General features: G+C 38.3%; 24 protein-coding genes and 1 pseudogene. 17 read left to right on the top strand and 8 right to left on the bottom strand.

Annotated elements, in window-relative coordinates:
• Positions 1 to 210: 210 nt before the first annotated feature.
• The 3 genes from BK820_RS08325 to BK820_RS08315 all read right to left on the bottom strand — a co-directional run bounded on the left by BK820_RS08325 (position 211) and on the right by BK820_RS08315 (position 2,745).
• Positions 211 to 432: a hypothetical protein gene (locus BK820_RS08325; RefSeq protein ID WP_001986288.1), complete on the bottom strand. Its 222-nt coding sequence runs from the start codon at positions 430 to 432 to the stop codon at positions 211 to 213.
• Positions 433 to 465: 33 nt separating this feature from the next.
• Positions 466 to 1,665, bottom strand: coding sequence for a tyrosine-type recombinase/integrase (locus BK820_RS08320; protein WP_000059658.1), 1,200 nt, complete (start codon positions 1,663 to 1,665; stop codon positions 466 to 468).
• A gap of 393 nt (positions 1,666 to 2,058) precedes the next feature.
• Positions 2,059 to 2,745: a phosphoribosyltransferase gene (locus BK820_RS08315; RefSeq protein ID WP_000484193.1), complete on the bottom strand. Its 687-nt coding sequence runs from the start codon at positions 2,743 to 2,745 to the stop codon at positions 2,059 to 2,061.
• Positions 2,746 to 3,629: 884 nt separating this feature from the next.
• Between BK820_RS08315 and BK820_RS08310 the strand changes: the two genes are divergently transcribed.
• From BK820_RS08310 to BK820_RS08285, 6 genes are all read left to right on the top strand, one after another.
• Positions 3,630 to 4,340 carry a hypothetical protein gene (locus BK820_RS08310; RefSeq protein WP_001052588.1) on the top strand — a complete coding sequence of 237 codons (711 nt, stop codon included), beginning with the start codon at positions 3,630 to 3,632 and terminating at the stop codon, positions 4,338 to 4,340.
• 12 nt (positions 4,341 to 4,352) lie between these two features.
• Positions 4,353 to 5,459 carry an ImmA/IrrE family metallo-endopeptidase gene (locus BK820_RS08305; RefSeq protein ID WP_000482094.1) on the top strand — a complete coding sequence of 369 codons (1,107 nt, stop codon included), beginning with the start codon at positions 4,353 to 4,355 and terminating at the stop codon, positions 5,457 to 5,459.
• A gap of 246 nt (positions 5,460 to 5,705) precedes the next feature.
• Positions 5,706 to 6,347: an SOS response-associated peptidase gene (locus BK820_RS08300; protein WP_002046584.1), complete on the top strand. Its 642-nt coding sequence runs from the start codon at positions 5,706 to 5,708 to the stop codon at positions 6,345 to 6,347.
• Positions 6,348 to 6,458: 111 nt separating this feature from the next.
• A complete protein-coding gene (locus BK820_RS08295; RefSeq protein WP_000038641.1) occupies positions 6,459 to 7,085 on the top strand; it encodes a LexA family protein in 627 nt (208 codons plus the stop codon).
• 14 nt (positions 7,086 to 7,099) lie between these two features.
• A complete protein-coding gene (locus BK820_RS08290; RefSeq protein WP_001190354.1) occupies positions 7,100 to 8,395 on the top strand; it encodes a Y-family DNA polymerase in 1,296 nt (431 codons plus the stop codon).
• A gap of 4 nt (positions 8,396 to 8,399) precedes the next feature.
• Positions 8,400 to 8,618: a hypothetical protein gene (locus tag BK820_RS08285; RefSeq protein ID WP_000550047.1), complete on the top strand. Its 219-nt coding sequence runs from the start codon at positions 8,400 to 8,402 to the stop codon at positions 8,616 to 8,618.
• Positions 8,619 to 8,930: 312 nt separating this feature from the next.
• On the opposite strand, the gene BK820_RS08280 is transcribed toward BK820_RS08285, so the two are convergent.
• From BK820_RS08280 to BK820_RS08270, 3 genes are read right to left on the bottom strand one after another with little or no spacing between them, the layout of a single operon-like run.
• On the bottom strand, positions 8,931 to 12,131 hold the full coding sequence (locus BK820_RS08280; RefSeq protein WP_071320622.1) for a tyrosine-type recombinase/integrase: 3,201 nt from the start codon (positions 12,129 to 12,131) through the stop codon (positions 8,931 to 8,933).
• A 4-nt stretch (positions 12,132 to 12,135) separates the two neighbouring features.
• The gene (locus BK820_RS08275; RefSeq protein WP_071320621.1) at positions 12,136 to 14,484 is read right to left on the bottom strand and encodes a hypothetical protein; all 2,349 of its coding nucleotides are present in this window, start codon (positions 14,482 to 14,484) and stop codon (positions 12,136 to 12,138) included.
• 12 nt (positions 14,485 to 14,496) lie between these two features.
• The gene (locus BK820_RS08270; protein WP_171066967.1) at positions 14,497 to 14,961 is read right to left on the bottom strand and encodes a hypothetical protein; all 465 of its coding nucleotides are present in this window, start codon (positions 14,959 to 14,961) and stop codon (positions 14,497 to 14,499) included.
• A 274-nt stretch (positions 14,962 to 15,235) separates the two neighbouring features.
• Here BK820_RS08270 and BK820_RS08265 point away from each other — a divergent pair, with 274 nt between their 5' ends.
• The 8 genes and pseudogenes from BK820_RS08265 (at position 15,236) to BK820_RS08235 (ending at position 21,630) form a co-directional block, all read left to right on the top strand.
• Positions 15,236 to 15,403, top strand: a complete 168-nt coding sequence (locus BK820_RS08265; protein ID WP_002125865.1) for a YhfG family protein — start codon at positions 15,236 to 15,238, stop codon at positions 15,401 to 15,403.
• Positions 15,404 to 15,415: 12 nt separating this feature from the next.
• Entirely contained in the window at positions 15,416 to 16,012 is a 597-nt protein-coding gene (locus BK820_RS08260; protein WP_004658347.1) for a putative adenosine monophosphate-protein transferase Fic, read from the top strand.
• Between the two features lie 511 nt (positions 16,013 to 16,523).
• Positions 16,524 to 16,907: an IS66-like element accessory protein TnpA gene (gene tnpA / locus BK820_RS08255; RefSeq protein ID WP_071320620.1), complete on the top strand. Its 384-nt coding sequence runs from the start codon at positions 16,524 to 16,526 to the stop codon at positions 16,905 to 16,907.
• On the top strand, positions 16,904 to 17,239 hold the full coding sequence (tnpB, locus tag BK820_RS08250; protein WP_004691519.1) for an IS66 family insertion sequence element accessory protein TnpB: 336 nt from the start codon (positions 16,904 to 16,906) through the stop codon (positions 17,237 to 17,239). The genes tnpA and tnpB overlap by 4 nt, the downstream gene beginning before the upstream one ends.
• Before the next feature lie 74 nt (positions 17,240 to 17,313).
• Entirely contained in the window at positions 17,314 to 18,918 is a 1,605-nt protein-coding gene (gene tnpC / locus BK820_RS08245; RefSeq protein ID WP_071320619.1) for an IS66 family transposase, read from the top strand.
• Positions 18,919 to 18,950: 32 nt separating this feature from the next.
• A pseudogene (locus BK820_RS15820) lies at positions 18,951 to 19,139 on the top strand (hypothetical protein); the annotation flags it as partial.
• Between the two features lie 920 nt (positions 19,140 to 20,059).
• Positions 20,060 to 20,365: a helix-turn-helix domain-containing protein gene (locus BK820_RS08240; RefSeq protein ID WP_000366814.1), complete on the top strand. Its 306-nt coding sequence runs from the start codon at positions 20,060 to 20,062 to the stop codon at positions 20,363 to 20,365.
• The gene (locus tag BK820_RS08235; protein WP_000934717.1) at positions 20,365 to 21,630 is read left to right on the top strand and encodes a type II toxin-antitoxin system HipA family toxin; all 1,266 of its coding nucleotides are present in this window, start codon (positions 20,365 to 20,367) and stop codon (positions 21,628 to 21,630) included. The genes BK820_RS08240 and BK820_RS08235 overlap by 1 nt, the downstream gene beginning before the upstream one ends.
• A 1,233-nt stretch (positions 21,631 to 22,863) precedes the next feature.
• On the opposite strand, the gene BK820_RS08230 is transcribed toward BK820_RS08235, so the two are convergent.
• Positions 22,864 to 23,568 (bottom strand): IS6-like element IS1006 family transposase, encoded by a 705-nt coding sequence (locus BK820_RS08230; RefSeq protein ID WP_001067784.1) that lies wholly within the window; start codon positions 23,566 to 23,568, stop codon positions 22,864 to 22,866.
• 57 nt (positions 23,569 to 23,625) lie between these two features.
• On the opposite strand from BK820_RS08230, the gene BK820_RS15485 reads away from it, so the two are divergent.
• Positions 23,626 to 24,672 carry an HI_1054 family type III restriction endonuclease gene (locus BK820_RS15485; protein ID WP_228277112.1) on the top strand — a complete coding sequence of 349 codons (1,047 nt, stop codon included), beginning with the start codon at positions 23,626 to 23,628 and terminating at the stop codon, positions 24,670 to 24,672.
• A gap of 208 nt (positions 24,673 to 24,880) precedes the next feature.
• Here the strand turns inward: BK820_RS15485 and merR are convergent, their stop codons facing one another.
• Positions 24,881 to 25,336: a mercury resistance transcriptional regulator MerR gene (merR, locus tag BK820_RS08220; protein WP_001166626.1), complete on the bottom strand. Its 456-nt coding sequence runs from the start codon at positions 25,334 to 25,336 to the stop codon at positions 24,881 to 24,883.
• Positions 25,337 to 25,407: 71 nt separating this feature from the next.
• On the opposite strand from merR, the gene merT reads away from it, so the two are divergent.
• Both merT and merP read left to right on the top strand, forming a co-directional pair.
• Complete coding sequence (merT, locus tag BK820_RS08215) at positions 25,408 to 25,758, top strand: mercuric ion transporter MerT (RefSeq protein ID WP_001294659.1); 351 nt, start codon at positions 25,408 to 25,410, stop codon at positions 25,756 to 25,758.
• 13 nt (positions 25,759 to 25,771) lie between these two features.
• A complete protein-coding gene (gene merP / locus BK820_RS15370) occupies positions 25,772 to 26,047 on the top strand; it encodes a mercury resistance system periplasmic binding protein MerP (RefSeq protein WP_143045190.1) in 276 nt (91 codons plus the stop codon).

The following is a 26,047-nucleotide window of genomic DNA, read 5'->3' as shown; positions in this document are numbered from 1 at the left end:
AAAGAAAGCTTTATTTAAAAATACCTATTAATTCAAAAACATACCATTTACTGAATATATGAAGCATAGGTTCCTGCTCTATCACTCACTCGTACTAAAATTACATCGCTCTTTTTACTGATACTAAACAATTTATGTCCACGCCACGTTCTGCGGCTTCGAGGGCTAGTTTTTGTTGAACCACTGAGAACAAGGACAACAAACTGCCTACTATATTTTCCCGGAGAGTGGTGTAGGAACTTTTTCATTATTGCTAATCATATCAGCGACAACATCAGCAACGAGCTCCTCTATTCCTGAGAATGCTTTAGACTGATCCGCATCAAGCCAAGACAATGATGGAAACTCAGCACACAACCCAACATACTCATTATATTCTGCTGACCATGTAACACGGCAAGTATATTGTTTACTATCCATTTGAAACCCCATAATGTTTTAAGTCTATGTATAAAAGTACGATTTTCACTTAGCAGTACTTAAATAATCACCCCACCACTGCATCATTTCAGTCCGCTGGGCTAAATAGTCAGCGTGATTATAGCTGGCACGGGTACGGTTCTTATCAATATGTGAAAGTTGTGCCTCAATCCAGTTATCCTGGAACAAACCTGAGTCATTCAAAATGGTACTAAAAGTGGAACGTAGTCCATGAGAGGATAATTGATGTTTTCCATAGCCCATCTTACGTATAGCCATATTTAATGTATTAAAATGAATCGGTTGATTATGTTTCCGTGGGCTAGCAAAAATGTACTTTTCACCGTATGACCATTGCATGACGTCTTTTAAAATATCTAAAGCCTGATCTGAAAGTGGAACTAAGAAGTCGGGAATCTCATGGCCTAATATGACTTTTCGTCGAAACTGTTTAATATGCAAGGCAGGTATTTTCCAGATTTTTTCATTTAAATCAAAATGATGAGGCTCAGCCAATAACAATTCAGCCCCTCGCACGCCAGTATGTAATTTGAACAGCAGTGCTTTTTTAATAATCGGATGGGCATCCAATTTTAATAAATTTTTCTTAAAATCTGATATATCCTCCGCTTTCAAATACGGATAATTCTTCTTGATTTTACTGTTAATGGCGATTTTATTTAAACCATGCGCGATGTTGAATTCACAATAACCCATCGCTACAGCGTAGTCATAAATTTGGTTCAAATAACTACAAGCTTTCTTGACAGGTTCTTTTACTTGGCGTCCCTCTATTTTTTTGATTACTGAAACCAGGTCATAACGCTTGATGTTTTGAAAAGGTAAATCCTGAAGGTCTGGATAAATATCTTGCTGTAAACATCTTTCTGCTAACTGTAGTACACCGCAGCGGGGTGAATCATTAAATGCATTTTTCAGTTTGAACTGCAGCCACTCCTCCCCTACCTTACGAAAGGTGATGACATTAGAGACAGTATCATGCTCAAAACAATAATTATTGTCTTTAAAGTCATCTTTGACTTGTCGTGCCTTTTTCAGCGATAAATCAGGATAAAGCCCCAACTGAATGCGGCGACGTTTTTTTGTTTGTGGATCTGTATAGCGATAGCACCAAGATTTTCTTCCAGTCGGCTCAATCTTCAGGCTAAGTCCATCTTCATCGGATAAAAAACAAGTTTTTTCCTTGCAATGAGCTTGGCGAACTTTAATTTCAGTAAGACTCATGAATTTTTAACCTAACCACAAATGGCACTGCTCAATTCAATTATAGCAAATTTAAGCGATATTCATATGATGCGTACACTACGCATCATATATATTTGTAATATATTGTTTTATATATTTAATATTTTAAGTATTTGTATTTTAGTAACCATTATAAGTACCACCTCTTCTTTAAGTTCCCAACAACTCACTTTTTCTGTCATCAATGTTAAATAAGTCTTGTGCTTTAAATTCTTAGATGACCTCCTCTACCCTTTATTATCATTTTTATAAAAGTAACTATATGTATTCATTAAAATTTGTAGAGCTCAAAAACAAAAAAGACCGCTATATAGCAGTCTTTTAACTTAATTAAATAATAATTAATTCATTTTCATCATAAGTGCATAAGCATCACGTTTGTTTTGACGCAATGATTCTATCTCGGACTTCGTCAGCTGTTTTACGAGAGTTGAGGATATACTTTGCTTCCCACTCTGTGAGCCTTTCGAAATCGTACCCGTAAATCGATTTCCACCATGCTTCAAGATTACCATATACATCCCTCAATTGCTGAAGAGTTTCTTTACTTAGAGCTAATTGTGATGAGTATTGTTTACCCGTCAGTGCATATGCTCCAATAACTTTATTCGTCCCAGTTGTTTCAATATGACCTTTTAATGCTGCAAAAGTACCACCTTGGGTCTGGGTATCATCAACAATAATAACACATTTATCATTGTTTATTGTCCCATCAAATGCTGGTGGGTTGGCTAATCTATGCCACCCATCACCGCCAGTTCTTGATACTTTTATAGCTTGAACTATATTCGTATCAACTTCAAGCCCAAGTTTCTTTGCTATAACTGCTGAAGTAGCTAAAGGAATCATATTACGACCGACTGCTTCCTCAGCATGTACAGGTACTATAATAGTTTCCCGACCATCGATAATTCTTTCTAGTTCAGCAATCGCCTCATCCGAAACTAAATCTTTAGCTAAAATATACGCACTTTCAACATCCCCTGCTTTAGCAGCTTCATACATGTAATGAGAGGTTGCATCTCCAAGACCACGGTCAATAACCGTTTTAGGAAACATATTCCAATCTGTGCGATATAACTTCATATTTTTAAATAAGTTTTAATGATGGCTAGCATTAAATTTTACACTAAATTTACCGCTAGCATCTCTTGGATATTATTTTTCGTATCAGGCAGCACTCTCAAAAGCCGTTTGTTTGGACAGTCCCCATGATCATACACGAGGCAGCTTCAAATACTTATGGGCCCATCCTATCCAGTTGTATCTTCTTGCATCACATGAATATTGTATACTCATTTTGACTACTTGAAAATTATGGAACAACGTCAATAAAAACAATAACTCTAGAGTCTTTAGTCGACATTCCTAAAAAGGTAAATTCAACATTTCTTTCCATATCATTTCTTTGTGTCTCTGGATGAACAAAAGAAACATAGCTTATTTCAAAGAATCGGGCTAGGGTTTTTATGCCAATGATTTTGTTCTCTTCATTAGCAATTAAAACATCTAATTCCAGATCAAACTCTTCTAATTATTTAATTAAATCTTTAACTTTCATTTTACTATCAACCTCTATGAATTATTTAAAAAATTAGCACAATGAAACTTGTGAAAAAAATGGATTTGAACAAAATTTTTTAGCAAAAAAAGCATAGCAACCAGAAAAATCTTTCCAGCAATCAACAAAAATATCCCCGTGTGCTTCCAGTTTACAACATTTTGACTACCACACTGCCCACAGTAGTAATAATAGCCTTTGATACGGCCACCGCATTCAGGACAATTTTTATGATTAATGAATAAGTTACTCAACGTCTCTTCTCCAAAATTCTTATTATCAAGTTGTAAGTGAAGATAGCACACATTTATAAAAATGTCTTTTTTAAAACATCAAAAGATGTTATAAAAAAGACATTCGCTACTTTAGGATAACTTTTAAGATGAATTTAAATCTCCTTGATGAAGAATCAATCCAACCTTCTGAACCCACGCCATGTGATTTTTTCAAAGGTGAAAATGCTATCAAAAAAGCTAAACAGTTAGGATTACCTGATCTCGAGTTAGTCAGAAACGCAATTATGATCGGTGATGCTGACTATAGAACAAATACTCACTATAACCGTGCACGCTTTATTGCACGATGGGGAAAAATTGGAGAACAGATTGCTTTACTGCTTCGACAATCTGATCCTGCTTGGATATTCCACAATGACAGCCAGCCAAGAATTGAGAATACAGTAAAGAAAATACAAATTATCTTTATGAGCGGGAATATTGCATTGGGGTTAGCTGATCAAGTTGTATCAGCACACTGTGAAAAAGGATTAATGACATTAAATAATATTAAGGAGAATCAGTCTGCTTATGATGATGAGACAAAATTGAGAACATGGATTTTATACTTTCCTTCAGCATCACATCCAGCCTATAAAGACATTGATATCCCAAATATTCCTTTTGAATTTGCATACCCAACTAGCTTCGTACAGGACTTAAAAGCGAAAAAAATTTCAATTTTACCAAGTGACCATACTTGCAGAATTGCATTTGAAATAGATAATACAGTTCCTGTAAAAACTGATCCTAAGCCAGTATTGGAACCATCTAATGAAATTAAACCAGATGATTTTGATATTCAGCTTGTAGTTTAATCTGAGGTTAATGTGTTTAATAAAGATCGTTTACGTATTGCTAAAGAATTACGAGGACTTAGCAATACCGATTTCGCAGAAAAATTGAGTTGCTCTATCTCTAAGGTAAAGCAACTTTTAGACGTGGATAAAGAAATCAATGAAAATGATCAAGATGATATATGCCGTGTATTAAATTTACCCAAGTCATTCTTTGCAGGTAATGACACACAACCACATGAAACAGACCAAATCTTCTATAGATCGGTTGCTCGTATTAAAGCACAGCATAGAAAAGCTAATGAGGCATATACTCTTTTAGCAATAAATATTAACAAGTACTTAAATCAGAAAGTAAAGTTACCTACTTTTCACCGTCCTGATTTAGATATTACTGAGTTTTTGGGTGAATCTAAGTATGCCGATCACCTAGCGTCAGAGTTGAGAGGTTTATGGGCTTTAGGTAATCAACCTATTAATAACATTGTTTCGTTGTGTGAGCTAAAGGGAATCCGTGTCTTTAGATTACCGACTGAAATTCGAGAAATTGATGCACTATCTTTTTTTGATGATGAAAGTGGTAGCCCTTTCATATTTCTAAATACATTTAAGTCTGCCGAAAGAGCCCGCTTCGATTGTGCACACGAACTTGGTCATATCGTTATGCATACGCATAACAAAAAAATTCGTGTCGAGAAAGATAATCGTGTTCTCGAAACTGAAGCGGATCAATTTTCATCTGAATTTTTAATGCCAACAGATGCATTTCTTTCTACTGCTCCACGCTATTTTTCACTAGAAAATATGATTGAGTATAAAAAGATTTGGCGAACATCCCTGAAGGCTATTAACTATAAAGCTCACAAGCTGGGATTAGTTAGTGATTGGGTTAATCGTAGTAACTCTATAAAGATCAATTCGTTGGGCTACAACATTAATGAACCTGAAGAAACTCATCGAGATGAGAGTTTGATGTTGCCCAAAATTATCTCTGTTTTAGCCTCACAACCATCTTTTGATAAAAATAAAATGCTTGATGAAATTGGAATCTCTGAAGAAGATTTTAATCAATTAACATTTGATGCTTTAGCTAAAGTTGAGCCCCCGAAGAAAAAACATAAGTTATATATTGTCGAGTAATACAAACCTTCCTTAAAAATAATGCGCCTTACGGCGCACTATTTATGCAAAATCCTGATTAATTTTTTTATGACTTCACGCCCAACGTAGTTTTGCATCCCATAAGTCATACTTTAACTGAAAATGTAACTCGCCCCATCATGACTTTTTTCATATAACCTACTTGAACTGACACCATAAATCCCATGTGTTCCATAAAGCATCGTATACAATTTCAGATAAATTCTTTAGTTATGTGATCAGGCTATGTGCTCAAATTACCTATTTCCAAATAAAAGAAATTTGACACTCTTAGGTGTCGATACAAGCCAGTTTGATCTTGAGCTTAAGGATCATGTATTCCCTTCCTATCATGCTCCAATCATTCTGAACGGCTCAGATCACTTAGAGCTTGATATTGCAAAGTTTGGATTACTACCGAGCTGGGCGAAAGAATTGAAGTTCAGCAGTCATACTTATAACGCCAGAACTGAGTCTGTAGCAGATAAGCCTAGCTTTCGACATGCTTGGAAGTACAGCAAGTTCTGCCTAGTCCCAGTACAAGAATTTTATGAGCCGAAATACATCAATGGCAAGCCACACTGGTACACCATCAAGCGTAAAGATGATCAGCCTTTTACTGTTGCAGGGATCTATGATGATGCAGTGATTAATGGCAATAAGGTACGTTCCTTTTCAATGTTGACCATCAATTCGGACCATCACCCTTTTATGAAACAATTCCATGCACCGAAGGATGAGAAGCGATCCATCATCGTTATTCCAGAACAGTACAGAAAAGACTGGCTAACAGCCGATCATGAACATGCGCATGAATATTTCTTTCAAATGCCCGATGAATTCGTCACATTTCCACGCGATGAGCAGAAACAAAACGTCTTATTCTGACGCATCCTTGTTTATCCACAACTTTTTAAATTTGAATTTTAAACGCTGTTAGTAATATCCTATTTAAACAAATTCTACTTCCAAACACGCCTCGTAGCGTAGGAGTATCTCATGTCTAAGAAGTTGCCTATTTACTTCTCTGACGACGCATGGTCATCTTTACAAGAGCTCATGGGTCCAGAGGGTAAACCAAGTCCTACCATCAACACCGTGCTTGAACAAATCGCTGTTCAAAATGAGCTTGTTGAAAAATTAGGGCTTACTGCTGTCCTACCCAAATCCAAAGTATCTATTCCCGTCTCTTTAGAGCGTATTCCTGCAGGTCCGGCCTTCAGCACCAAGGATGAGCAAGACAAAGCACTCGATCTGAATGAGTTCCTGATTCACAACCCTATTTCTACTTTTATTGCCTATGTAGACAGTGAATCCATGCTCGATGCTGGCCTAGAGATTAATGATCCAATCATTATTGATCGCAGTATTGAAGCCAAGCATTACGATATCGTGGTTGCCCTGATTGATGACAATGCCTCGACCATTAAGCGGCTGATGATCACCAATAAGATGTCCAAGTCTGAAATCAAAGAAATATTTGGAGATGAAGATTATCCGCTTCCAGAACTTTGGTTGAAGGCTGAAAATTCGAATTACAATCACATCATTCCTGATGATAGTCAGACCATATCAATCTGGGGTGTGGTGACTTTTAATTTAAAGCGTATTTATCACCGCTCATAAAAAGAAGAATAACCATGCAAAGTGAAAATGAAATATTCGCGTTAGTCGACGTGAATAATTGCTACGTCTCGTGTGAGCGTGTGTTTAATCCTGCCTTGAATGATCGCCCAACCATTGTGCTCAGCAACAATGACGGCTGTGCCGTGGCCAGAAGCCAGGAAGCGAAAGACTTAGGCATCAAGATGGGTGTTCCTGTATTCCAAATTAAAGAGCTGATCAAACAACATAACATTCAGGTGCTATCCAGTAATTTCTCCTTATATGGCGAAATGTCCAAGCGCTTTATGGAGCTGCTTGGGGACTATGTTGCACCAGGAGATCAAGAGGTCTATTCCATTGATGAATGCTTTCTGAAGCTCACAGCTTACGAGCATCTATTTGACCTGACTGTATATGCTCAAGACATGAGGGCTAAGGCTTGGCGTTGGTTAGGCCTACCCTGCTGTATTGGAATTGGTCGCTCTAAAACCGAAGCCAAGATTGCCAATCATCTCGCCAAGAAAAACAAGTTCTTCAATGGGGTCTGTAATCTGGCCCATATGGACCCATGCTCTACAGAAACGCTACTCGCGCAGGTTGATGTGTCTGAGGTTTGGGGCGTAGGCAGACAGAACTGTAAGAAGCTCAATACTATGGGTGTTCAATCTGTGCTGGATCTGATCAATGCCAATCCTAAAGAAATCAAAAAGCAGTTTAGTATCGTGATGGAAAAGACGGTGCTTGAGCTACAGGGCCTTTCTTGTATTGACCTTAGTGATGATACTGTAGCGAAGAAGCAAATCATCAGCAGCCGTTCATATGGCAACCCAGTGTATGAAATGGATGACATTAAAGCTTCGGTTCGGCTTTATGTGGCCAGAGCCGTGAAACGAATGCGGGAAGATGGCTCAATCTGCAAGATGATCGGCGTGTATATCCAAACCAGTCGCTTTGATAATACAGAGCGCTACTCGCCTTACATCGTCGTTCAAATGCATGAGCATACGGATGATCTACTGCTCATCACCAAGGCCGCGATGAAAGGCATCGATCAGATATTTAAGAAAGGCTTTAAGTATAAAAAGGCGGGAATCGTGCTGCTCGAAATTACAGATCAATCCAAGTTTGTGCCCGATCTATTCACGGACTATTCACATAAGCAAGAGCGAGAAAGGCTTTCAGATGCCATCGAAGCCATCAGTGAACGGTTTGGGAAGAATCTCGTCACGCTAGGCATTGCCAACAATAAAGAAGCCACATGGCACATGAATCAAAACCTTAGATCACCTTCGTATTTAACCAAATGGTCTGACTTACCAAGAGTAGGATAAAAACATGCACTTATTTAAATTAACTGACGAACAACTCGCACAAATTCTTATCCCGAAACGATTTGTACCACCTACTCCACCTGAACATGAAGGCAAGAATATGGTCTATGTATTTGATAGTGAGGATAAGTTTGAACTGACTTATGATGAGCTGGTGGAAATCATTAGCAAAGCTAGAATGGCTGGTCCGAAGTTGATACCTGTCTTAGGCACCGTGAATTAAATTGTGCAGTGTTCGCACGCCACTTGAAACATAACTTGATTGGAAATGAATTTGGGCTGAGAAAAATTCAGTTCAAATTTAACCTGACGGGCACACTAAAAAATGGGTAATTGTCAGATCGAGTTTGGACTACAACACTTTAGCTCATCGATTTACCATACCGCTAATCTTCACACCATTTTCGTAAATCCAGCGATCAAACTGTGATACTACATTCCGCTTATTAATCCAAGTCAGCATGGTGCTTTTCATAAAGGCAGTTTACTTATAAACAGGGAAATTTCTAAACAATTCCCCTTTAACATGCTTAGGCTATTTGATCCAGAGTTCATCTTTTTGCATCATTTTTAACATTAAATTAAATATAACCAGCGGAGTAACATTTTTTTTGTTAGAGCCGACAACTCTTTGAAAACTAAATTTAACGGTTCGCTCAGGAGCATCCAAATTAACTGGGTAGTTTTGTTTTTCTAAATACAGATGATCTCCTAACATTGGCTCTATACCAGTAATAAAATTAACAATTTGTTGCTCATCACCTTTCATTCGGCATTGAAAATGTAGAAAATTCTTACGCAGTTTTCCAAATAATAATAATATTTTAAGCGCCTTAACCATGTTCTTTTCTTTCAGTGCATCTTGCTGCCTATCATCTTTATAATGAAAATCAAGGAGAGGAATTATTTCATCTGGACGAGTCAGTTTTTTAGCCTTTTCGTAAAGTTCATCAAACCAACTCTCTTCTAAATTCTTACTATAAACATAATTCGTTTTTAAATTAAATTTTTGGCGATCCATCCATTTAGTGCTCATCCATTGACATCGTTGCATCCATTCTTGAGCTTGGGTATCTTCGCTTAAACGACCTTCTCTAAAACTTATCAAACGTTGAAAAGGTGTCAGAGTACTCTTCTCTATACTAAACTTCTTTTCTTGTCGGCCAGCCATCGTAACTGGCTGTGTTTGCTGATAAGAATTAAACCATTTCTGCTGCTGAGTATAACGATTTAGGTTTATGTAGTCTGTACTTGACTTCACTGGACTAAAACACTGTTCTAATACTTTTTTTGAAATGATACACGGCGAATTATAAATTCGATCGACTGCTAATAAATCCAAAACATGAAGGTAATTTGAAGCCGTTTGCTCAATACTGCTATGCCCCATCCAAGAGGCGAGCACCTGCCATTTATGTTGAATAATCTCTTCTTGAGCACGTGCTTTCATACCAAACAATAAATCCCTCATCTTTTTTGCTTTTACCCAAGGACAATCTGTGTAGGTCTTGATCATTTCTTTTGAACCGAGCAAAGTTATTGCTAGATAGTTAGCAGCACTGTGGCGTAATGTATGAAAACTAAAGCCATGATGCATACCTAATATTTGACTAAACAAATCTACTGTAATTTTGCTGATACATTGATCAGTTAATACACGATGATTCACACTAAAAAGTAGATCATCCTGCTGATTAACCAAATATTGCTCATAACGATGTTGTATGTAACGTTGTACTACTAAAAACTCATGTTCTGACAATGCAATTTTCAATGGTATTTGACGATTCGCACTTCGCGTTTTCAGACGGCGATATGAATTGTCTTGGATATGAAGCGTGATATTATTAAAAACTGTATTTTCTTTTTCTTTATAAAGTAGCTCTGGGCAAATAATATCTTGTATTTTAAGACAACGAACTTCATTTAATCGAAGTCCAGTTCTATAACTTAGTAAATACATCAGCTTTAAACAACTCAGATGATCGACCCACTCTGATGCCGTTGGCTCTTGACTTAAATTTTCTAGTTTTTCCAATAATTTGCCAAATAGCAAAGGACTCACTAGCCGTGCATTGCAAATTTGTAAATGCTTAAAACTTGAATTCTGTAACACCAATACCCCTGGAGCATCATAATTCTCTATACAGAATTGATGAAAATCTTTTAGGCGACCAAAACGGTATTCTGCGCTTTGGTGCATCTTACGAGAGGTTTTTCCTTTCACCGAATCTCGTTGAACTGCTTTTTCATCACGTTCACTGCTGTATTTCAATAGCTGCCGATATAAATCCTCATAGTCATCTATGGATTGTTGCTTTAAATCTAATTTATTGAGCCAAATCTCAAATATAAATTCTTTGCCAAACGATCCTAAGTAGCTTTCAATAGTTGATAATTGAAGCCCTCGTTTTTTTAAATGCATTAACCATTCAATTAAGCGTAGTTGAGCATCAATTAAAGACTTTTCCTCCGTATTAGCATCAACTATCTTCTCCTCTAACACCCTTCTGGTTTCTTGCCAAAAACGTAGCGTGCGTTCTTCTTTATTCCTCTTTTTATCTAAACGCTCAACTTTTTGACCTTTACGTTTCTTTTGATCAAACAACATCAACTCATACGGAATCGTTTGTAATTTGCTTTGAGCAGTCGGAACTTCCGGATGTAACTGCTCTTGTTCAAAATGAATAGGGCGACTCTCTTGTTCTGTGACTTGATTGTAATCATTATTCCACAGCAATCTAAATTCGGATGGCCTTAAAGCGACAGTATTAATCTCTTGCTGAAGCACATTACTCAAAAATATATCAAGGCTAAGGTTTGGATTAAATTCGAGTACCATTTGCACATCATTAAATGCACGAAATCCACGGCGTTTAATTTGATATTGCAGATCCCCAAGACTTTTTTTCCTGCCTATCTTACTCAAGCTTTCTAAAATACAATCTTCAACTGAATGTTGCAGACGAAATTCTTTCTGAGTGGCTTTCAACTTTTTTAAATATTGTAAAATGAACTGCGCATATGGGTTAAAAAAAACATGTTTCCATTTGTACAACTTTCCCTGTTCTACATCGTTGCCATATTGAGAGTTTTCAACACGATAATGTAGTAACAATGGATTAGTGATCTTTTGATAATCAGAATGGTATAACCGAAAACAATTCAGATCTGTACCAAGCTCAATGGCATCCTGCAATTGTTTCTGAATAGTAATCAAATGCTGTTCATCTGCACAGCCTGAAATATATATAAAACTTAAGCATAAATTTCCCCATAAGTACTTCGGTTCATCCCAATATTCAAATGAATCTTGCCAATACTGCCTTAATTCCTTGACTACCAGAATATGTAGATGCCCGTGTTTTAATCGTGACTCTGTACTCTCAATTTTTCTAGGCAGTACTATCCGTTTCGTATGTGGATTTAGCTTAATTCTGTATGATTTTTTATCTACATTCTGGTTGAATTGCCTCCTTCTTTTATTAAATTCATCTTCAGTAAATTGCATCAGTTTTGATTGTTCGTCTCGGCTCAACTTTTGACTCAAATAATCAACACTATCTTTAATGTCATGCCATTTTTCAGCGATCTGCTGATCAAGTTTTTGCTGCATGTCTTTCGTCAATACTTCAGGTGAAGAAGGCTGTCTATCTAGCGACTTTTTCACCAATTTATGAATATCAACAAATAGATCATCTAGTTGCGGTTTTATTAGTTCTTTGATTTTTTGCATACAACTATTTTCGCTCTAAGTGTTTAATCGATAAAAATTTGACATTATCTTGCAATTGCTGGCGGGCTTGCTGTACATAGACATTCGGAATAAGTGAAGAATGCGGATGAAAAGCCTCTCGGTCACGTTGGTCATGACCATAAAGAGCCTGTATTAAATGGAATGCTAAAGCAGTTTTTTCTTCTTTTTTTTCTTCTTTTTCTTCTTTTTCTTCTGCATACATCAAAAAATTCATATCAAAATGACGTAACCAATTCGAATACATATTCTTTGGAAAGATTCCTTCCATATATAAATTTACCCAGTTTCGAGATAAAGGGATTAACTTAATTTTTCTGCTCTGCCACTCTTTGACAGTTATCGGCAAGATATCTTTACTATCAATGACCTTGCCAAAAAGATCATTTACAGTAATTTTCTTTGCAAAGACTTGTCTAAAAAACGAACCGTACGCTTCAATAATTTGTTCTAAAAAGACTGTGTAATTTTGCAGTGTTTTTATGAAAAAATCAGATAATGGGATAAAACGACCATCTTTTCTTGCTTTACTATTTCTTTTATCGTTTACATATAAAAGCTTGAGCTCAACACAATAATCATCCAAATTCCCCAACAGGTTTTCTTTAGGCCGACTTGCCAAACTCAACAAGCTGATATGCCACATCCAACATGCGTATGCATTCAGTTGATTAATGATATGTTGATCTTTTTGAATATTTTCTTGGCAATGTTTATGTAAAAAAGCAAATTGCTCTTTCACAAAACTGGGTTCAAGTGCCAGTTGGCTCCCTATCCTTCCTAGAGCTAAGGCAGATTGCACTTTGAATTGTTGTCGCAATATTTTGAGTTCTTCAGTAAATTGCGAGGAATGTGTAAGTGCTGTTTCTACAAAGGCTAGATATGTGCTACTGAGTTGAGCTTTCGGTAGCCCTCCATAATAGATACCAGGCATGTGATGCTGACTATCCCGCCCAGCAATTACATGAGCTAGATATTCATTATATGTTTCATAATATATATGAAAATATAATTGAGCCTGCAGTTTTTCAACAGTGATCGAACCTACAAACCGATTATCAAGCCAATTCTTAAGTTTTGTATTAATGTCTGTTGAAGAAATTATTGGATTCGATGCTTGTTCTATATAGTCAAACCAAGCAGAAGGTAAATGTAGTTGATGTGTCATCACTTCATTCCATCGCTCATCATTTAAGCTCTTAATCTTCTGCTCTGTAATTTTAAGATTTAATTTGAGTAAATATTCGCGACGTCTACTTGAACCATTTTGGATCAAAATTCCATCTTGAATAAGCTCGTTAAAATCCATCAGTGCGACGGGTGATAATCCCGTCAAAAGTGACAATAAACATGCTGCAGCGATTGCAGCATCATTCCAGTCCCTATTTAACTCAGTTCTCAACACATAAACAATTTGCTTCAGTATATCTGGCGCCAAATAATGTGGATTTGTAATAAATGGCGCATGACGGCGTTGGCGATGCCGCGTGTAATACGCAGCATAATCACTAATTAAATGATTAAAATTTTTAGTTTTTTCATCTTCAGAGTATAATTCTACTTCAGTGTCCAATAACTCAATTTCACGATCTTCATCTTTGTGAAGAGAGGCATCATAAAAACTGATCTTTGCGTTATGTCCGATATCTTCATGCTTACCTGATTTTATTTCACGAAATTTTTTGAGTTCATTTTTAGTGGGCCATTTCAAAACTTTGCTTTTTTTTGACTTACGCTGACGATGAACTACACGACGATCATCTAGTCTTTTAAAAATTATTAATAGAGCCGATAAATACTCTATGGCTTGTACTTGTTTGAAATCTTTAATATTAAAAAGTTGATTACGATCCTCCTTTTTCAAGTTACGTTCGTACATGACATAGCGATTTAGTAGCTCACTGCATTCTTGAAATAATTCAGCATGATTAGAATCCAGAACATATCGTGAGACATAGCGAAAGAGATCACAAACATGTTTTTGCTTATTCTCAGCTTTATCAATTTTTGCAAATTCTTGATACTGCCGATATGTTAAAAAACTCGCTTGCAAAATCAAATAACGTACAGACGACAACTCTTGAGTATTACTAATATTCGGACATGAAAAATAACTCAAAGCAGCCAAAAAAGAATACTTACCGATCTGTCTGGAGCCTGATATATAGCTATAAATTTGTTGTGCTAATTTGTATAGCGCGTAGACTTCTTTATACAAATCATCTGATAGATCAATAAATTGTGTATTCACAACATCATCATGTAACAGACAATAATCTTTTTGGAATTTTTCTGCTAAATCTAAAAAGTGCTCTTCTGCGTCAATCTTCGGCATATTCATTTTCGCTTAATTTTTTATCACATTGCATTGTCTAAATTCATTACGATCTAAACAATTTTGTAAAAGTTGATCTTTTATTGGATTCTTTGTTAGCTTAAAAAATCGAGCAAAAAATTTAGCATCCAGCTCTTTCTGAGCTTTCCTTTCAAAGCACAAGTGTTGCTGTGATTTTTCGATAAAATCATCAAGATTATGTATCAACTGTAAGATTGCAACATAATTAGAATGCACACGTAAGCCAGGCTCCGTTTGCATCAATAGCAAGATTTTTTGCCAAATTTTGACGTAGATTACTTTGAACTTTGCCTGTACTACTACTTTCTGACTCTGTTTAATCTTTTTGATTTTTAGTAGTTCTGAGTTAATTTTTACTATCTCAAGCAGAACATTTGGTCGGTCAAAGCAAAAGGGCATGATAAATTGCCCCATAAAAATCTCTATATTTTTTACTAAATAGGCAAATTTTAACATTTTTATCGATATAAAAAATGAGCATATCTTTGTATATGAAAATTCATTTAATTAATCAATCAAATCTTCTTAAAATTACAATTATCAACAACTACATAGGTTTTTCTTATTAAAGTTGATCTAAATTTCAAATATTCTTCCAATTTTTTTTAGTTTTCTGTTATTACATGAAACAATACCGTTGTATTACATTTTGAAATGCTGTGTATGCAGCATTGATCAAAAAGATTCTCTGCTATACTTACTTCACGTGTAGCATCAATGGAGTTTCGAAATGCTCAGAACCACTGAACAGAAAAAAAAATATATTCAAGCGACACGTGCGCAAAACTATCAAGCCAGCCTAAAGCTTGAAGGCATTACAACGACAGCTCAAACAACTCAACAAAGTAAAGCTGAAATCTTGCAAAAATATAAGAAGTATTCGCAACCCGAAACTTAGTCAGGTGCATGTATGGATAAATATGGGGAAATGGGTGACAGCCTGTATTGTTACCCTGGCACAAATATCCTAAAGAACAAACTCAATATTCATGATGAACAAATTTTAGAACAAGCTGAACTAGAACTGTCTGGATTGGCAAGTAACTTAATTGAATATGCTGAACCACCTTACGACTTACAATACTTAAAATCAATTCATGCGCAGCTCTTTGGCGACTTATACGACTGGGCAGGAAAGTTAAGACAAATCGATATTTCCAAAGGTGACACCCGTTTTTGTAATTTTTCCCGTATTGAAATTGAAACCAATAAACTACTCAAACCGCTTCAAGAAAAAAAATACTTTCAAGGCTTAGCACCACAACAACTGATTCCTCAACTTGCCGACTTGTATTGTGAGCTTAATGTCATACACCCATTCCGTGAAGGTAATGGACGTACACAACGGATTTTCTTTGAGCATCTGATTGCTCATTGTGGTTATGGTATTGATTGGTCTCGCATTGACTCTCAACAACAATGGATTCAAGCCAATATTGAAGGTTTTTATGGTAATTTAAATCCATTAATTAAGATTTTTGAAATATGCTTTATTCAAAATACCTAAAATTTAAGTAGTCGAAGCCCACAATCCTTAATGAGCCATCATCTTTGCTTCAATCCACTGATTAATTTCCCAAATGAACCAACAATCACGATTCTTAGAAATCTTAATACTCTTCGGGTAATTTAGGATCGTAATATTCAGATTACTTATCCAGAATTGAATAGATCGTTAACTTAGATAGACTTTTAAGCAATGTAACTTGCCGCATGTTTATCAACATATGTCTCAAAAAAGTCTGCCCATACATAGATTTATGGCGTTTAGTGCTTAAATTTCAGATTAATCTTCGTCTGATGACCTGAATGGATGTTACAGATTACATGCAGGTGAATTACTCTGTGGCTGTATCATGGCTTTTGTGCAATCCAATCCATTTGATCCGAATGTTCTCTTTTGCAATAAAGCAGCCTCTTCTGCTTTTCCTGGTAAGCGTCCGCTGAACACACCTTCTGAATTCATCCTATAAGCCTTAATTTAGTCCCCACTTAAAAACAAGTGGGGACTAAAATTTATGACTACAAATCACCAGACATCCATCGCATCTCTTGCGAAAAAACGAAGAACATACAGTGCTGAATTTAAACAGCAGATCGTTCAGGCTTGTAAAGCACCGGACGTTTCAATTGCTTCGGTCGCTTTGCAACATGGATTGAATACAAATCTTGTATCCAAATGGATTCGCTTAATTGATGCTAAGCCAGGGAATGATCGCTCACCACTACCGAATAAACCTGCATTTATTGCCTTATCTTGCTCTGCACCATTAGATCCTACTCCTACTAACATGTTAAAGGTTCAAATTACTTTACCCCACTCAAAAGTAGAAATTGGCTTGAAATGGCAAGTATCAGAAATATCTGCTTTAGCAGAATTACTCAAGGCACTTGCAACATGATCCGCATTGATGAAATCTGGCTTTCTACCCAACCTCTGGATATGCGAGCAGGGATGGATACTATCATGGCTCAGGTGGTGAGAGCCTTTGGCTACATTAAACCGCATTGTGCTTACCTGTTCTGTAATAAACGTGGCCATCGCATGAAAGTGCTGGTACATGATGGACTGGGCATCTGGCTGTGTGCCCGGCGGCTGGAACAGGGAAAATTCCACTGGGCGCAGGTTCACCAGGGTGAAAGCATGGCGATCAGTCCGGAACAGTTACAGGCACTGATCCAGGGTTTACCTTGGCAGCGCATTGGACGACAGCAGGTGGTGACGATGCTTTAAACCAGACTGTTCCATTCTGCTATTCTCCAAACGTTCTATTTCATTCTTCTCATGACCTCAGGCATACTGCGGTCATGAATACGCTGCCTGACTTAAGCCAACTGACCCATGAACAACTGCTGGAATTCACCAGACAGTTGGCGCTGCAGCATCAGTCTCTGGCACAATCAAATCAAGAATTAGAAAAATCAAACCAGCAATTGGATGCCAAAGTTCAGCATCTTTCTATTCTCAATCAAAAATACGAGCATGAACTGGCGCTGTTTAAAAAGCATAAATTCGGCAGTAAAAACGAACATCTCACCGCAAAACAAATCCATCTATGGGACGAAGCGGTCGAAGAAGATATCGCAGCCGTTGATCTGGAATTAGAACGATTAAATGCAGATAAAACCGATGCAGCGACACAGAAAGCCACAGTCAACAAACCTAAACGTCGACTGCTGCCCGATCATCTACACACCATCCGTATTGAGCATGAACCTGCATCAACCCAATGCAGTTGTGGCTGCCAGTTACGTCGTATCGGCGAAGATATCAGTGAAAAACTGCATTTCAGACCGGCACAATTCTACAAGGAACAGCATGTCCGTGGCAAATGGGTCTGTGATCAGTGCGACACCCTGACTCAGCAAGCGATGCCCGCCTATGTGATTGATAAAGGCATTGCTTCACCTGAATTGCTCAGCCATGTGCTGGTATCGAAGTATGCCGATCATTTGCCGCTGTACCGTCAGCGCCTGATCTTTCTACGCGCAGGTGTTGATCTGTCCAGATCCACATTATCTGACTGGATTGGTCGCTGTGGTGTGGAACTTGAACCTCTGGCCAATGCCTTAAAACAGGTGGTGCTGCAACAGCAGGTGATGCATGCAGATGAAACACCGGTCACCATCATGCAGATGGGTGATGATGAGAAAAAACCGAAGAAAGGTTATGTCTGGGCCTATGCCACCACACAGTACAATCCAGTTCAGGCGGTGATCTATGAATTTCAAGATAGCCGTTCTGGTCAGCATGCTGAAGAGTTCCTGAAAGGCTGGCAGGGTCATCTGGTCTGTGATGATTACAGTGGTTATAAAGCACGCTTTAGATCAGGCCAGGTCATTGAAGTGGGCTGCATGGCACATGCGCGTCGTAAATTCCATGAACTGCATGTGACCGGGAAAAGTCAGGTCGCTGAACAGGCCTTAGTGCTGATTCAGAAACTGTATGCCATAGAAGCAGAACTCAGGAAAAAGACCGACGGTACAGCAGAACACCGCCGCGAATACCGGCAACAGCATAGTCAACCGGTCATGCAACAACTGTATGAATGGCTCAACCAACATCATCTGACGGTGCCATCGAGTTCTGCCACCGCCAAGGCCATCAATTACACTCTGAAGCGTTGGCCAGCCTTAAGCCGCTATCTGGATGATGGCAATTTGCCAATTGACAATAACTGGTTGGAAAACCAGATGCGTCCTTGGGCCTTGGGGCGCAAGAACTGGCTGTTTGCTGGGTCACTGCGTAGTGGTCAGCGAGCGGCAAATATCATGACTTTAATCCAGTCAGCAAAGCTGAATGGCCTGGATCCGTATGCCTATCTCAGTGATGTGCTGAAAAGGCTGCCGACACATAAAGTGACCCAAATAGAAGAATTACTGCCACACCGCTGGAAATCCGACCAAAATTAAAAAATAGGCATGGGGTTCAGCGGACGCTTACTTTTCCTGAACCAACGAACTATGTCATTGATTTGATTCAACCGACAACAGTGATGCTGAATCAAATCTCCAAAGAAGGGATTAAATGCAAGAAATGTGGTAAGAAAAAGATAGGGGATGGAAGTTATTATCCGTCTAATTGGAACCAGCCCATGAGTCGAGATCAGTTGAGTAAGAATCATTTTAAATGAATAAGAGAAGGATGGCTTACCTCACTTCTCCGAATAACAATGCTATGCTTTTCAACCAAGGTTATAAATTGGCAACTACATTTCATTCTTCTTCATGCTGGTCCTATAGCCTGTAGACAATTACTACATCATTTGCATTCAATGCTCAATACAGCCTGTCAGCAGAACCGCAGCGATACTTTTTTTCGTGCATACATGTAGTGTTTAAATCCATTCATTTTTCAATGATCCTCTGCCGTTTATCACATTTATGGTCGATCTTTAACCTTGTGAAAAATGCACATACCGATCCCTTCAAACTGTCAAATTTATGTATGCATGACATTTAAAGAAAATTATCTGATCAATTTTTTTAGGTAAAATTCATCAAGAAAAAAGTTATTATTATTCATAACATCACCAATAACCACATAAAAACAATAATTTAATAAATTATTCTTCCAATTTTTTTATATTTAGTGTTATTACCTCTAAATCCATGTTTACCACCTTCTATTACATAAGTAATTTAGAAGTATCCACGATATAAATTGCTTGCCCTCACACCTCTCCCCTCTCACGCCCAAAAAATTTATACTGAAAGGCAGATTAAGCCCGTTCGAGTTACATATAGCCGCATGCTATATTGAAAGCATTAAGAAAATATCCTCAATATTTATAGGATTTTTAAAGTATGAACTAATTTTCGAAGAACCCTTTCTAAGTAATGTGACCTATTAGGAAAAATGAAAATACTGAAATCTCCGTATCAACAATCAGTCAAAGTACATCCTGATGATTTTCTGTAACCGATACCCAAGGACTATACCTACCCTTCTGATGTGCTGTGCAACAAAGCCCTCCTTAGCCACACTATAGCTATAGATTAATTCCATTATTTTGTGATTTAATTAAATTATTCATTCTTAAGACCCAATTTAATGGATTTATATTTCACTAAACCAGAAGAAGTTGTGACTCTTTTAGGTGAGCGTTTACGTAAGCAACGACTCTTTCTGGAGATGTCTCAAGCTGAGGTAGCAGCACGCGCTGGTGTCGGCGTGAATACAGTTTCGAATCTTGAAGCGGGACGAAATGTATCTGTTGAAAATTTAGTCCGTATTGCAATGGTCTTGGGTCGATTAAACGAACTTCAGGAACTATTTAAACCTCAGCTTAACAGTGTGAATGACATTCTTCGCTATGAGAGTCAAAGTAAGCGCCACCGTATTAAGAGGAAGGGATAATGCTCAATAGACTTAATGTTTATTACAACGGTTGGGGCGAATCATGGTTATGGGGAACGCTGATTAGTTCAACAGCCACGACAGGTAGACCCACCATTGCTTTTGAATATAGTCCAGAAGCAATACAGCAAGGTGTTGAGCTCTCTTCTTACTTGCTGCCTTTAAAAGGTCTACCATTCAGACAAGGTTTTCCTACTCATCAAATGGGACTCCCAGGTCCAGTCTATGACGCTTTACCAGATGGTTGGGGCATGATGTTGATGGATCGATATTTCAAAAAAATTGGCTTAAATTCAGCACGAATTGGACCTTTGGAGCGTCTGACCTATATTAGTAGTCACGCAATGGGTGCCCTCTCCTTTGAACCTTGTGTTGCTGACATGCAAACCTCAGAAAATATCCCTTTACAACAACTGGCCCAGGAAGTTCAAGAAGTACTCAAAGGTGAAGGTGGTGAATTTCTACAGCATTTATTGGTCATGGGTGGCTCCCCTCAAGGTGCCAGACCAAAAGCGTTGGTTTACCGAGATCCTGTCAATTTAGAGTTTTCGACTCAAGATTCTGATCAACATGAAGCCTGGCTGATTAAGTTTCCTGCTCAGCAAGAGCATCCTGAAGTCTGCGCCATTGAAGCCGTCTATGCAGAATGTTTGCGACTTTGTGCAATTGAGACTCCAGATACCCATTTCTTTAATTTGCCCAATGGTTTAACGGCTTTTGCTTCTAAACGATTCGATCGTCAAAATGGTATGCGGATTCCAATGCAGAGTTTGGCTGCATATACAGGAGCAGACTATAAAGTTCCAGGTAGCCTAGACTATCGCAATTTTCTCCGGGCAACCTTGATGTGTACGCAAGATGTACGAGAAAGATTGCATGCTTTTAAACGTGCTGTGTTTAATGTGCTTTTCAATAATCGGGATGACCATACTAAGAACTTTTCATTTCTCATGGAGAAAAATGGTCAATGGAAATTGGCTCCAGCCTATGATGTGACCTTCTGCGAGGGTCCAGGTGGTTATCATCAAATGGACATTATGGGAGAAGCGCTCAATATTTCCCGAAATGACATACATAAACTCGGTACTTCAGAAGCTAATCTGACTACTCTAGAAGTCGATGAGATCATCTTGACCATGCGTGAAATTGCACTTCAATTTAGTCAAATTGCGCAGCGCCTGTATCCCCATCAAATTCGAGAATCTACCCTACAGATGATTCAATCACGGATTCAACAGAATATTGATTTTTTAACTGAAACCTAAGCGTAAATATAAACTAAGCGCCAACCATCAACTGCAAATAGACTTTGATATAGTTAGTCGCTACATAATCTGTAGAACCTGTGAATTAGCTCTCTTTATAATCACGAATATTAGATGGATCACCGCTAAGATATATTCTGCAAACGTGAAATCACTACATCCAGATCGAAAATCACTAAGAAAAAACTGTCACCAAAAAAAGGTCTGCACTATGGATAGATGCAGACCAAACTCTGGATAACTACCAGCACGAGAAATATGTCGCAATTTTGCATAGACATGAATTTGATAAAATCAGCCCAGAAAGCCAGAAATTCATAAAAACTATTTCATCAATCCCCTATAACTTAATCACGTTCATGGTCGATCTTAAATCTTGTGAAAAGTACTCATGCTGACCTAGCCAAACTGTAAAACTCATGTATTCATAGCCTTTAAATGAATCTTTCAATCGGTATATTTAAGGTAAAAACTAGTAATCAGAAGTTATTATCACCCCCATATAAAACAAGGATCAAATTAAAAACAATAACTTAGTAAATTATTCTTCCATTTTTTTTATATTTAGTGTTATTTTAAGCATTATTACATGAATCTTTCCAGTACTATTGTTGCAAATATACTAAGTTGCATATTTATTCCTGCCTATGTATAGGAGCATATGTAACCCTAAAGTTTAAAATAGTCTTTTCGGACTATTTAAAAATTTGAAAATGGTAAAGAATAAATTAAAAACAATAAATATATTTATCATTCGATTTAAAAAAATTAATTAATCTTAGTTACACCATACTAAAAATAACTAATTTTTAGTTTTCCTAGTTATATGTGCTTCATTATAATTTTGAATTAATTCTCTTCACACCCTTTGCTTTTTTCATTGTTAATTATTTCTAAATTTTTCTCTAAGAAACGAAGTCCCCCATCAGCAAAACTACTGGTTGAAAAAACTATAGTAAAAATAACTAAAACAATCTTCATATATATATTATTGAATCTAATCATATCTTGGACCAAAAAATAATTTCTTCATATACTAATTCCTAGATATATACACCTAAATGACAACCAAATTACAAATTTGTAATTTTGTTAAGGTTTGTCCTAAAAAAAATAAATTAATACTATTTTAACAAAGATAAGTCGTTGCTGAAAAATTTGAATTGTAAGGGATTTAATTAGGCACTGTTGCAAATAGAGATTTGAGTCGATGATGTTCCCTTTAAAAAGTACTTAGAGACCGAAAACCCTGTTGATTAGACACACTTCACCCTGAGGCTGACCATAATAAAATGACGATGCTTGTCCTTTACGTAGTGCACGCATGACTTCAATACCTTTAATTGTGGCATAAGCCGTCTTCATAGATTTGAATCCTAATGTGGCCCTGATGATCCGCTTTAGCTTGCCATGATCACATTCAATCACGTTATTTTTATACTTAATCTGCCTGTGCTCAAGGTCTGGTGGACATTTACCTTCCCGTTTTAACCGTGATAAAGCACGTCCATATGTGGGTGCTTTATCCGTGTTGATCACTTGTGGAATTTGCCACTTCTTCACATTATTTAAAATTTTTCCAAGAAAACAATATGCTGATTTGGTATTACGTCTAGAAGAAAGATAAAAATCAATGGTATCGCCACGTTGATCGACTGCACGATACAGATAAGACCATCGTCCATTCACTTTTACATAGGTTTCATCAATATGCCACGAGCTCAGATCTGTAGGATTACGCCAATACCAGCGTAAACGTTTTTCTATTTCAGGAGCATAACGTTGAACCCAACGGTAAATAGTCGTGTGATCAACATTCACACCCCGTTCGGCCAGCATTTCCTGCAGTTCACGATAGCTAATGCCATATTTACAATACCAGCGCACAGCCCAAAGAATGATTTCGCCCTGAAAATGCCGACCATGGAAAGGATTCATATGCTGCACCTTTAGCTAAAACAGTCTTCAGCTTACCATTCGTGGTTATTTGCAACAGTGCCAATCAAAGCCAGTACCTACCGACTTTATACAAGAAGTTTAACGGATAAAGAGCAAAATAATATTCAGGCAGGGATTCAGTATAAAACCATTCATTTAACCGATGAATACTTTTCCCCGTTAATTATCCGCAAGGCATTAATGTCAGCAGAAAACAATTTCTTTCGATTTAATCATCTGAAAAATCACATTGTTGGGATAAAAAGTATTGATGAATTGATCGAAAAGTATCTACCTTTATATGAAATTAAATATTCGTATTCAGAAGGTAAGGACATTAACCAACTTGAAGCGCATGAAAAACTGCAATTATTGGTCGGTGTGATTTTACCCGAAGTGCGTAAAGCCATAGATCGGCACATGCCACAGATTACAGGAAGTCATATTTTTAGACCTAAATCACTATCCTCTATCTTTCAGCAAGAAAAGAACATCTACTTGGTTTCGTTCCCTATCCAAGATTCAGATGGTGAAACGAGTGATCATGCACCTGATGAACGTGCAAAACCACAGTCAAGCCATGACAACCCCGATCTACAGTTTGATGTTGAAACTGCCGATTGGTACGCCTACAGTGAAAACTATGGCACAAGTGAAGAAAAACGCTTTGTTAAGTTTGTTGCAACTCAAATTGACGAGCTTAAATCACGCTACAAGGGTGCAGAGATTTACCTGATACGGAATGAACTCGATTATTGGTTGTTTAGCCCTAAAGATGGTCGTAGATTCAGCCCTGACTACATGCTGATCATTAATGATGCTGAAAATAGTGAAATGTACTATCAATGCTTAATTGAGCCTAAAGGTGGTCATTTGCTTGAAAAGGATACTTGGAAAGAGGAAGTATTGATTAGTTTGGATGATGAAAGCCAAATTGTTTTTGATGCAGATCAAGATGATTCACAAAACTATGTTGAGTTCTTAAATGAAGTTAAAGAGCATGGTTATAAGGAAGTTAAATGTTTAGGCTTCAAATTCTACAATACCGAACCACGATCTGAATCAGATTTTGCTATTGATTTTCACAATAGGATGCCGAGTTAATCTAGGTTTCTCACTGTAACCTGCTGATTATTATCTTTTTGTGAAGTTGCTACATAATATTGTTTTTAAGATCATTGAATAAAAAAGCCAGCTCTATACTGGCTTTTTTATTGCTTAAAATTATATTCCGATGCTTGGTCAAAACTGCAAGTATGCAGTCTTGACCAGGCATCTAGGGGTCGTCTCAGAATTCGGAAAATAAAGCACGCTAAGGCGTAGTCACCCCGTGACTCCCCCGCGCCGATGCAGCGAGCTTCGTTCCGTCTTGCAGTGACGCAATCAGCGGGCAGGAAACGTTCCCTTTCCGCGCATGGCAGGCGCACATCAGTTCAGACAGCACGGCCTCCATGCGTGCCAAGTCGGCCATCTTCTCGCGCACATCCTTGAGCTTGTGCTCGGCCAGGCCGCTGGCTTCCTCGCAATGGGTGCCATCCTCCAGCCGCAGTAGCTCGGCGATTTCGTCCAGGCTAAAGCCCAGCCGCTGGGCCGATTTCACGAACCGCACTCGTGTTACATCCGCCTCGCCATAGCGGCGAATGCTGCCATAGGGCTTGTCTGGCTCCGGCAGCAGGCCCTTGCGCTGGTAGAACCGGATGGTCTCCACATTGACCCCGGCCGCCTTGGCAAAAACGCCAATGGTCAGATTCTCAAAATTAATTTGCATATCGCTTGACTCCGTACATAACTACGGAAGTAAGCTTAAGCTATCCAAACCAAATTTGAAAGGACAAGCGTATGTCTGAACCACAAAACGGGCGCGGCGCGCTCTTCGCCGGTGGGCTGGCCGCCATTCTTGCGTCGGCCTGCTGCCTGGGGCCGCTGGTTTTGATCGCCTTGGGGTTCAGCGGGGCATGGATCGGCAACCTGACGGTATTGGAGCCGTATCGGCCGATCTTCATCGGCGCGGCGCTGGTTGCACTGTTCTTTGCCTGGCGGCGCATCGTCCGACCGACCGCAGCCTGCAAGCCGGGCGAGGTGTGCGCGATTCCGCAAGTGCGCACCACCTACAAGCTCATTTTCTGGTTCGTCGCCGTGTTGGTCTTGGTCGCGCTTGGTTTTCCCTACGTCATGCCATTTTTCTACTAATCAGGAGTTCATCATGAAAAAGCTGTTTGCCTCCCTCGCTCTCGCCGCTTTCGTTGCCCCCGTGTTCGCCGCCACTCAGACCGTAACGCTGTCCGTGCCTGGCATGACCTGCGCCTCTTGCCCGATCACTGTCAAGCACGCGCTTTCCAAGGTTGAGGGCGTGAGCAAGACCGACGTAAGTTTCGACAAGCGCCAGGCCGCCGTCACCTTCGACGATGCCAAGACCAACGTCCAGAAGTTGACCAAGGCGACCGAGGACGCGGGCTATCCGTCCAGCCTCAAACGCTGA

Source organism: Acinetobacter sp. LCT-H3 (assembly GCF_001866125.1).
GTDB classification, from domain to species: domain Bacteria; phylum Pseudomonadota; class Gammaproteobacteria; order Pseudomonadales; family Moraxellaceae; genus Acinetobacter; species Acinetobacter schindleri.
This window is presented reverse-complemented; position numbering and strand designations above follow the sequence as displayed.

Bases quoted from the DNA above. Each gene is read 5' to 3' on its own strand.
- merP (WP_143045190.1), top strand. From the start codon at position 25,772: ATGAAAAAGCTGTTTGCCTCCCTCGCTCTCGCCGCTTTCGTTGCCCCC.
- BK820_RS08275 (WP_071320621.1), bottom strand. From the start codon at position 14,484: ATGCCGAAGATTGACGCAGAAGAGCACTTTTTAGATTTAGCAGAAAAA.
- BK820_RS08310 (WP_001052588.1), top strand. From the start codon at position 3,630: ATGAATTTAAATCTCCTTGATGAAGAATCAATCCAACCTTCTGAACCC.
- BK820_RS08285 (WP_000550047.1), top strand. From the start codon at position 8,400: ATGCACTTATTTAAATTAACTGACGAACAACTCGCACAAATTCTTATC.
- BK820_RS08265 (WP_002125865.1), top strand. From the start codon at position 15,236: ATGCTCAGAACCACTGAACAGAAAAAAAAATATATTCAAGCGACACGT.
- BK820_RS08235 (WP_000934717.1), top strand. From the start codon at position 20,365: ATGCTCAATAGACTTAATGTTTATTACAACGGTTGGGGCGAATCATGG.
- merT (WP_001294659.1), top strand. From the start codon at position 25,408: ATGTCTGAACCACAAAACGGGCGCGGCGCGCTCTTCGCCGGTGGGCTG.
- BK820_RS08325 (WP_001986288.1), bottom strand. From the start codon at position 432: ATGGGGTTTCAAATGGATAGTAAACAATATACTTGCCGTGTTACATGG.
- merR (WP_001166626.1), bottom strand. From the start codon at position 25,336: ATGCAAATTAATTTTGAGAATCTGACCATTGGCGTTTTTGCCAAGGCG.
- BK820_RS08230 (WP_001067784.1), bottom strand. From the start codon at position 23,568: ATGAATCCTTTCCATGGTCGGCATTTTCAGGGCGAAATCATTCTTTGG.
- BK820_RS08300 (WP_002046584.1), top strand. From the start codon at position 5,706: ATGTGCTCAAATTACCTATTTCCAAATAAAAGAAATTTGACACTCTTA.
- BK820_RS08290 (WP_001190354.1), top strand. From the start codon at position 7,100: ATGCAAAGTGAAAATGAAATATTCGCGTTAGTCGACGTGAATAATTGC.
- tnpB (WP_004691519.1), top strand. From the start codon at position 16,904: ATGATCCGCATTGATGAAATCTGGCTTTCTACCCAACCTCTGGATATG.
- BK820_RS08280 (WP_071320622.1), bottom strand. From the start codon at position 12,131: ATGCAAAAAATCAAAGAACTAATAAAACCGCAACTAGATGATCTATTT.
- BK820_RS08260 (WP_004658347.1), top strand. From the start codon at position 15,416: ATGGATAAATATGGGGAAATGGGTGACAGCCTGTATTGTTACCCTGGC.
- BK820_RS08270 (WP_171066967.1), bottom strand. From the start codon at position 14,961: ATGTTAAAATTTGCCTATTTAGTAAAAAATATAGAGATTTTTATGGGG.
- tnpA (WP_071320620.1), top strand. From the start codon at position 16,524: ATGACTACAAATCACCAGACATCCATCGCATCTCTTGCGAAAAAACGA.
- BK820_RS08295 (WP_000038641.1), top strand. From the start codon at position 6,459: ATGTCTAAGAAGTTGCCTATTTACTTCTCTGACGACGCATGGTCATCT.
- tnpC (WP_071320619.1), top strand. From the start codon at position 17,314: ATGAATACGCTGCCTGACTTAAGCCAACTGACCCATGAACAACTGCTG.
- BK820_RS08240 (WP_000366814.1), top strand. From the start codon at position 20,060: ATGGATTTATATTTCACTAAACCAGAAGAAGTTGTGACTCTTTTAGGT.
- BK820_RS08315 (WP_000484193.1), bottom strand. From the start codon at position 2,745: ATGTTTCCTAAAACGGTTATTGACCGTGGTCTTGGAGATGCAACCTCT.
- BK820_RS08320 (WP_000059658.1), bottom strand. From the start codon at position 1,665: ATGAGTCTTACTGAAATTAAAGTTCGCCAAGCTCATTGCAAGGAAAAA.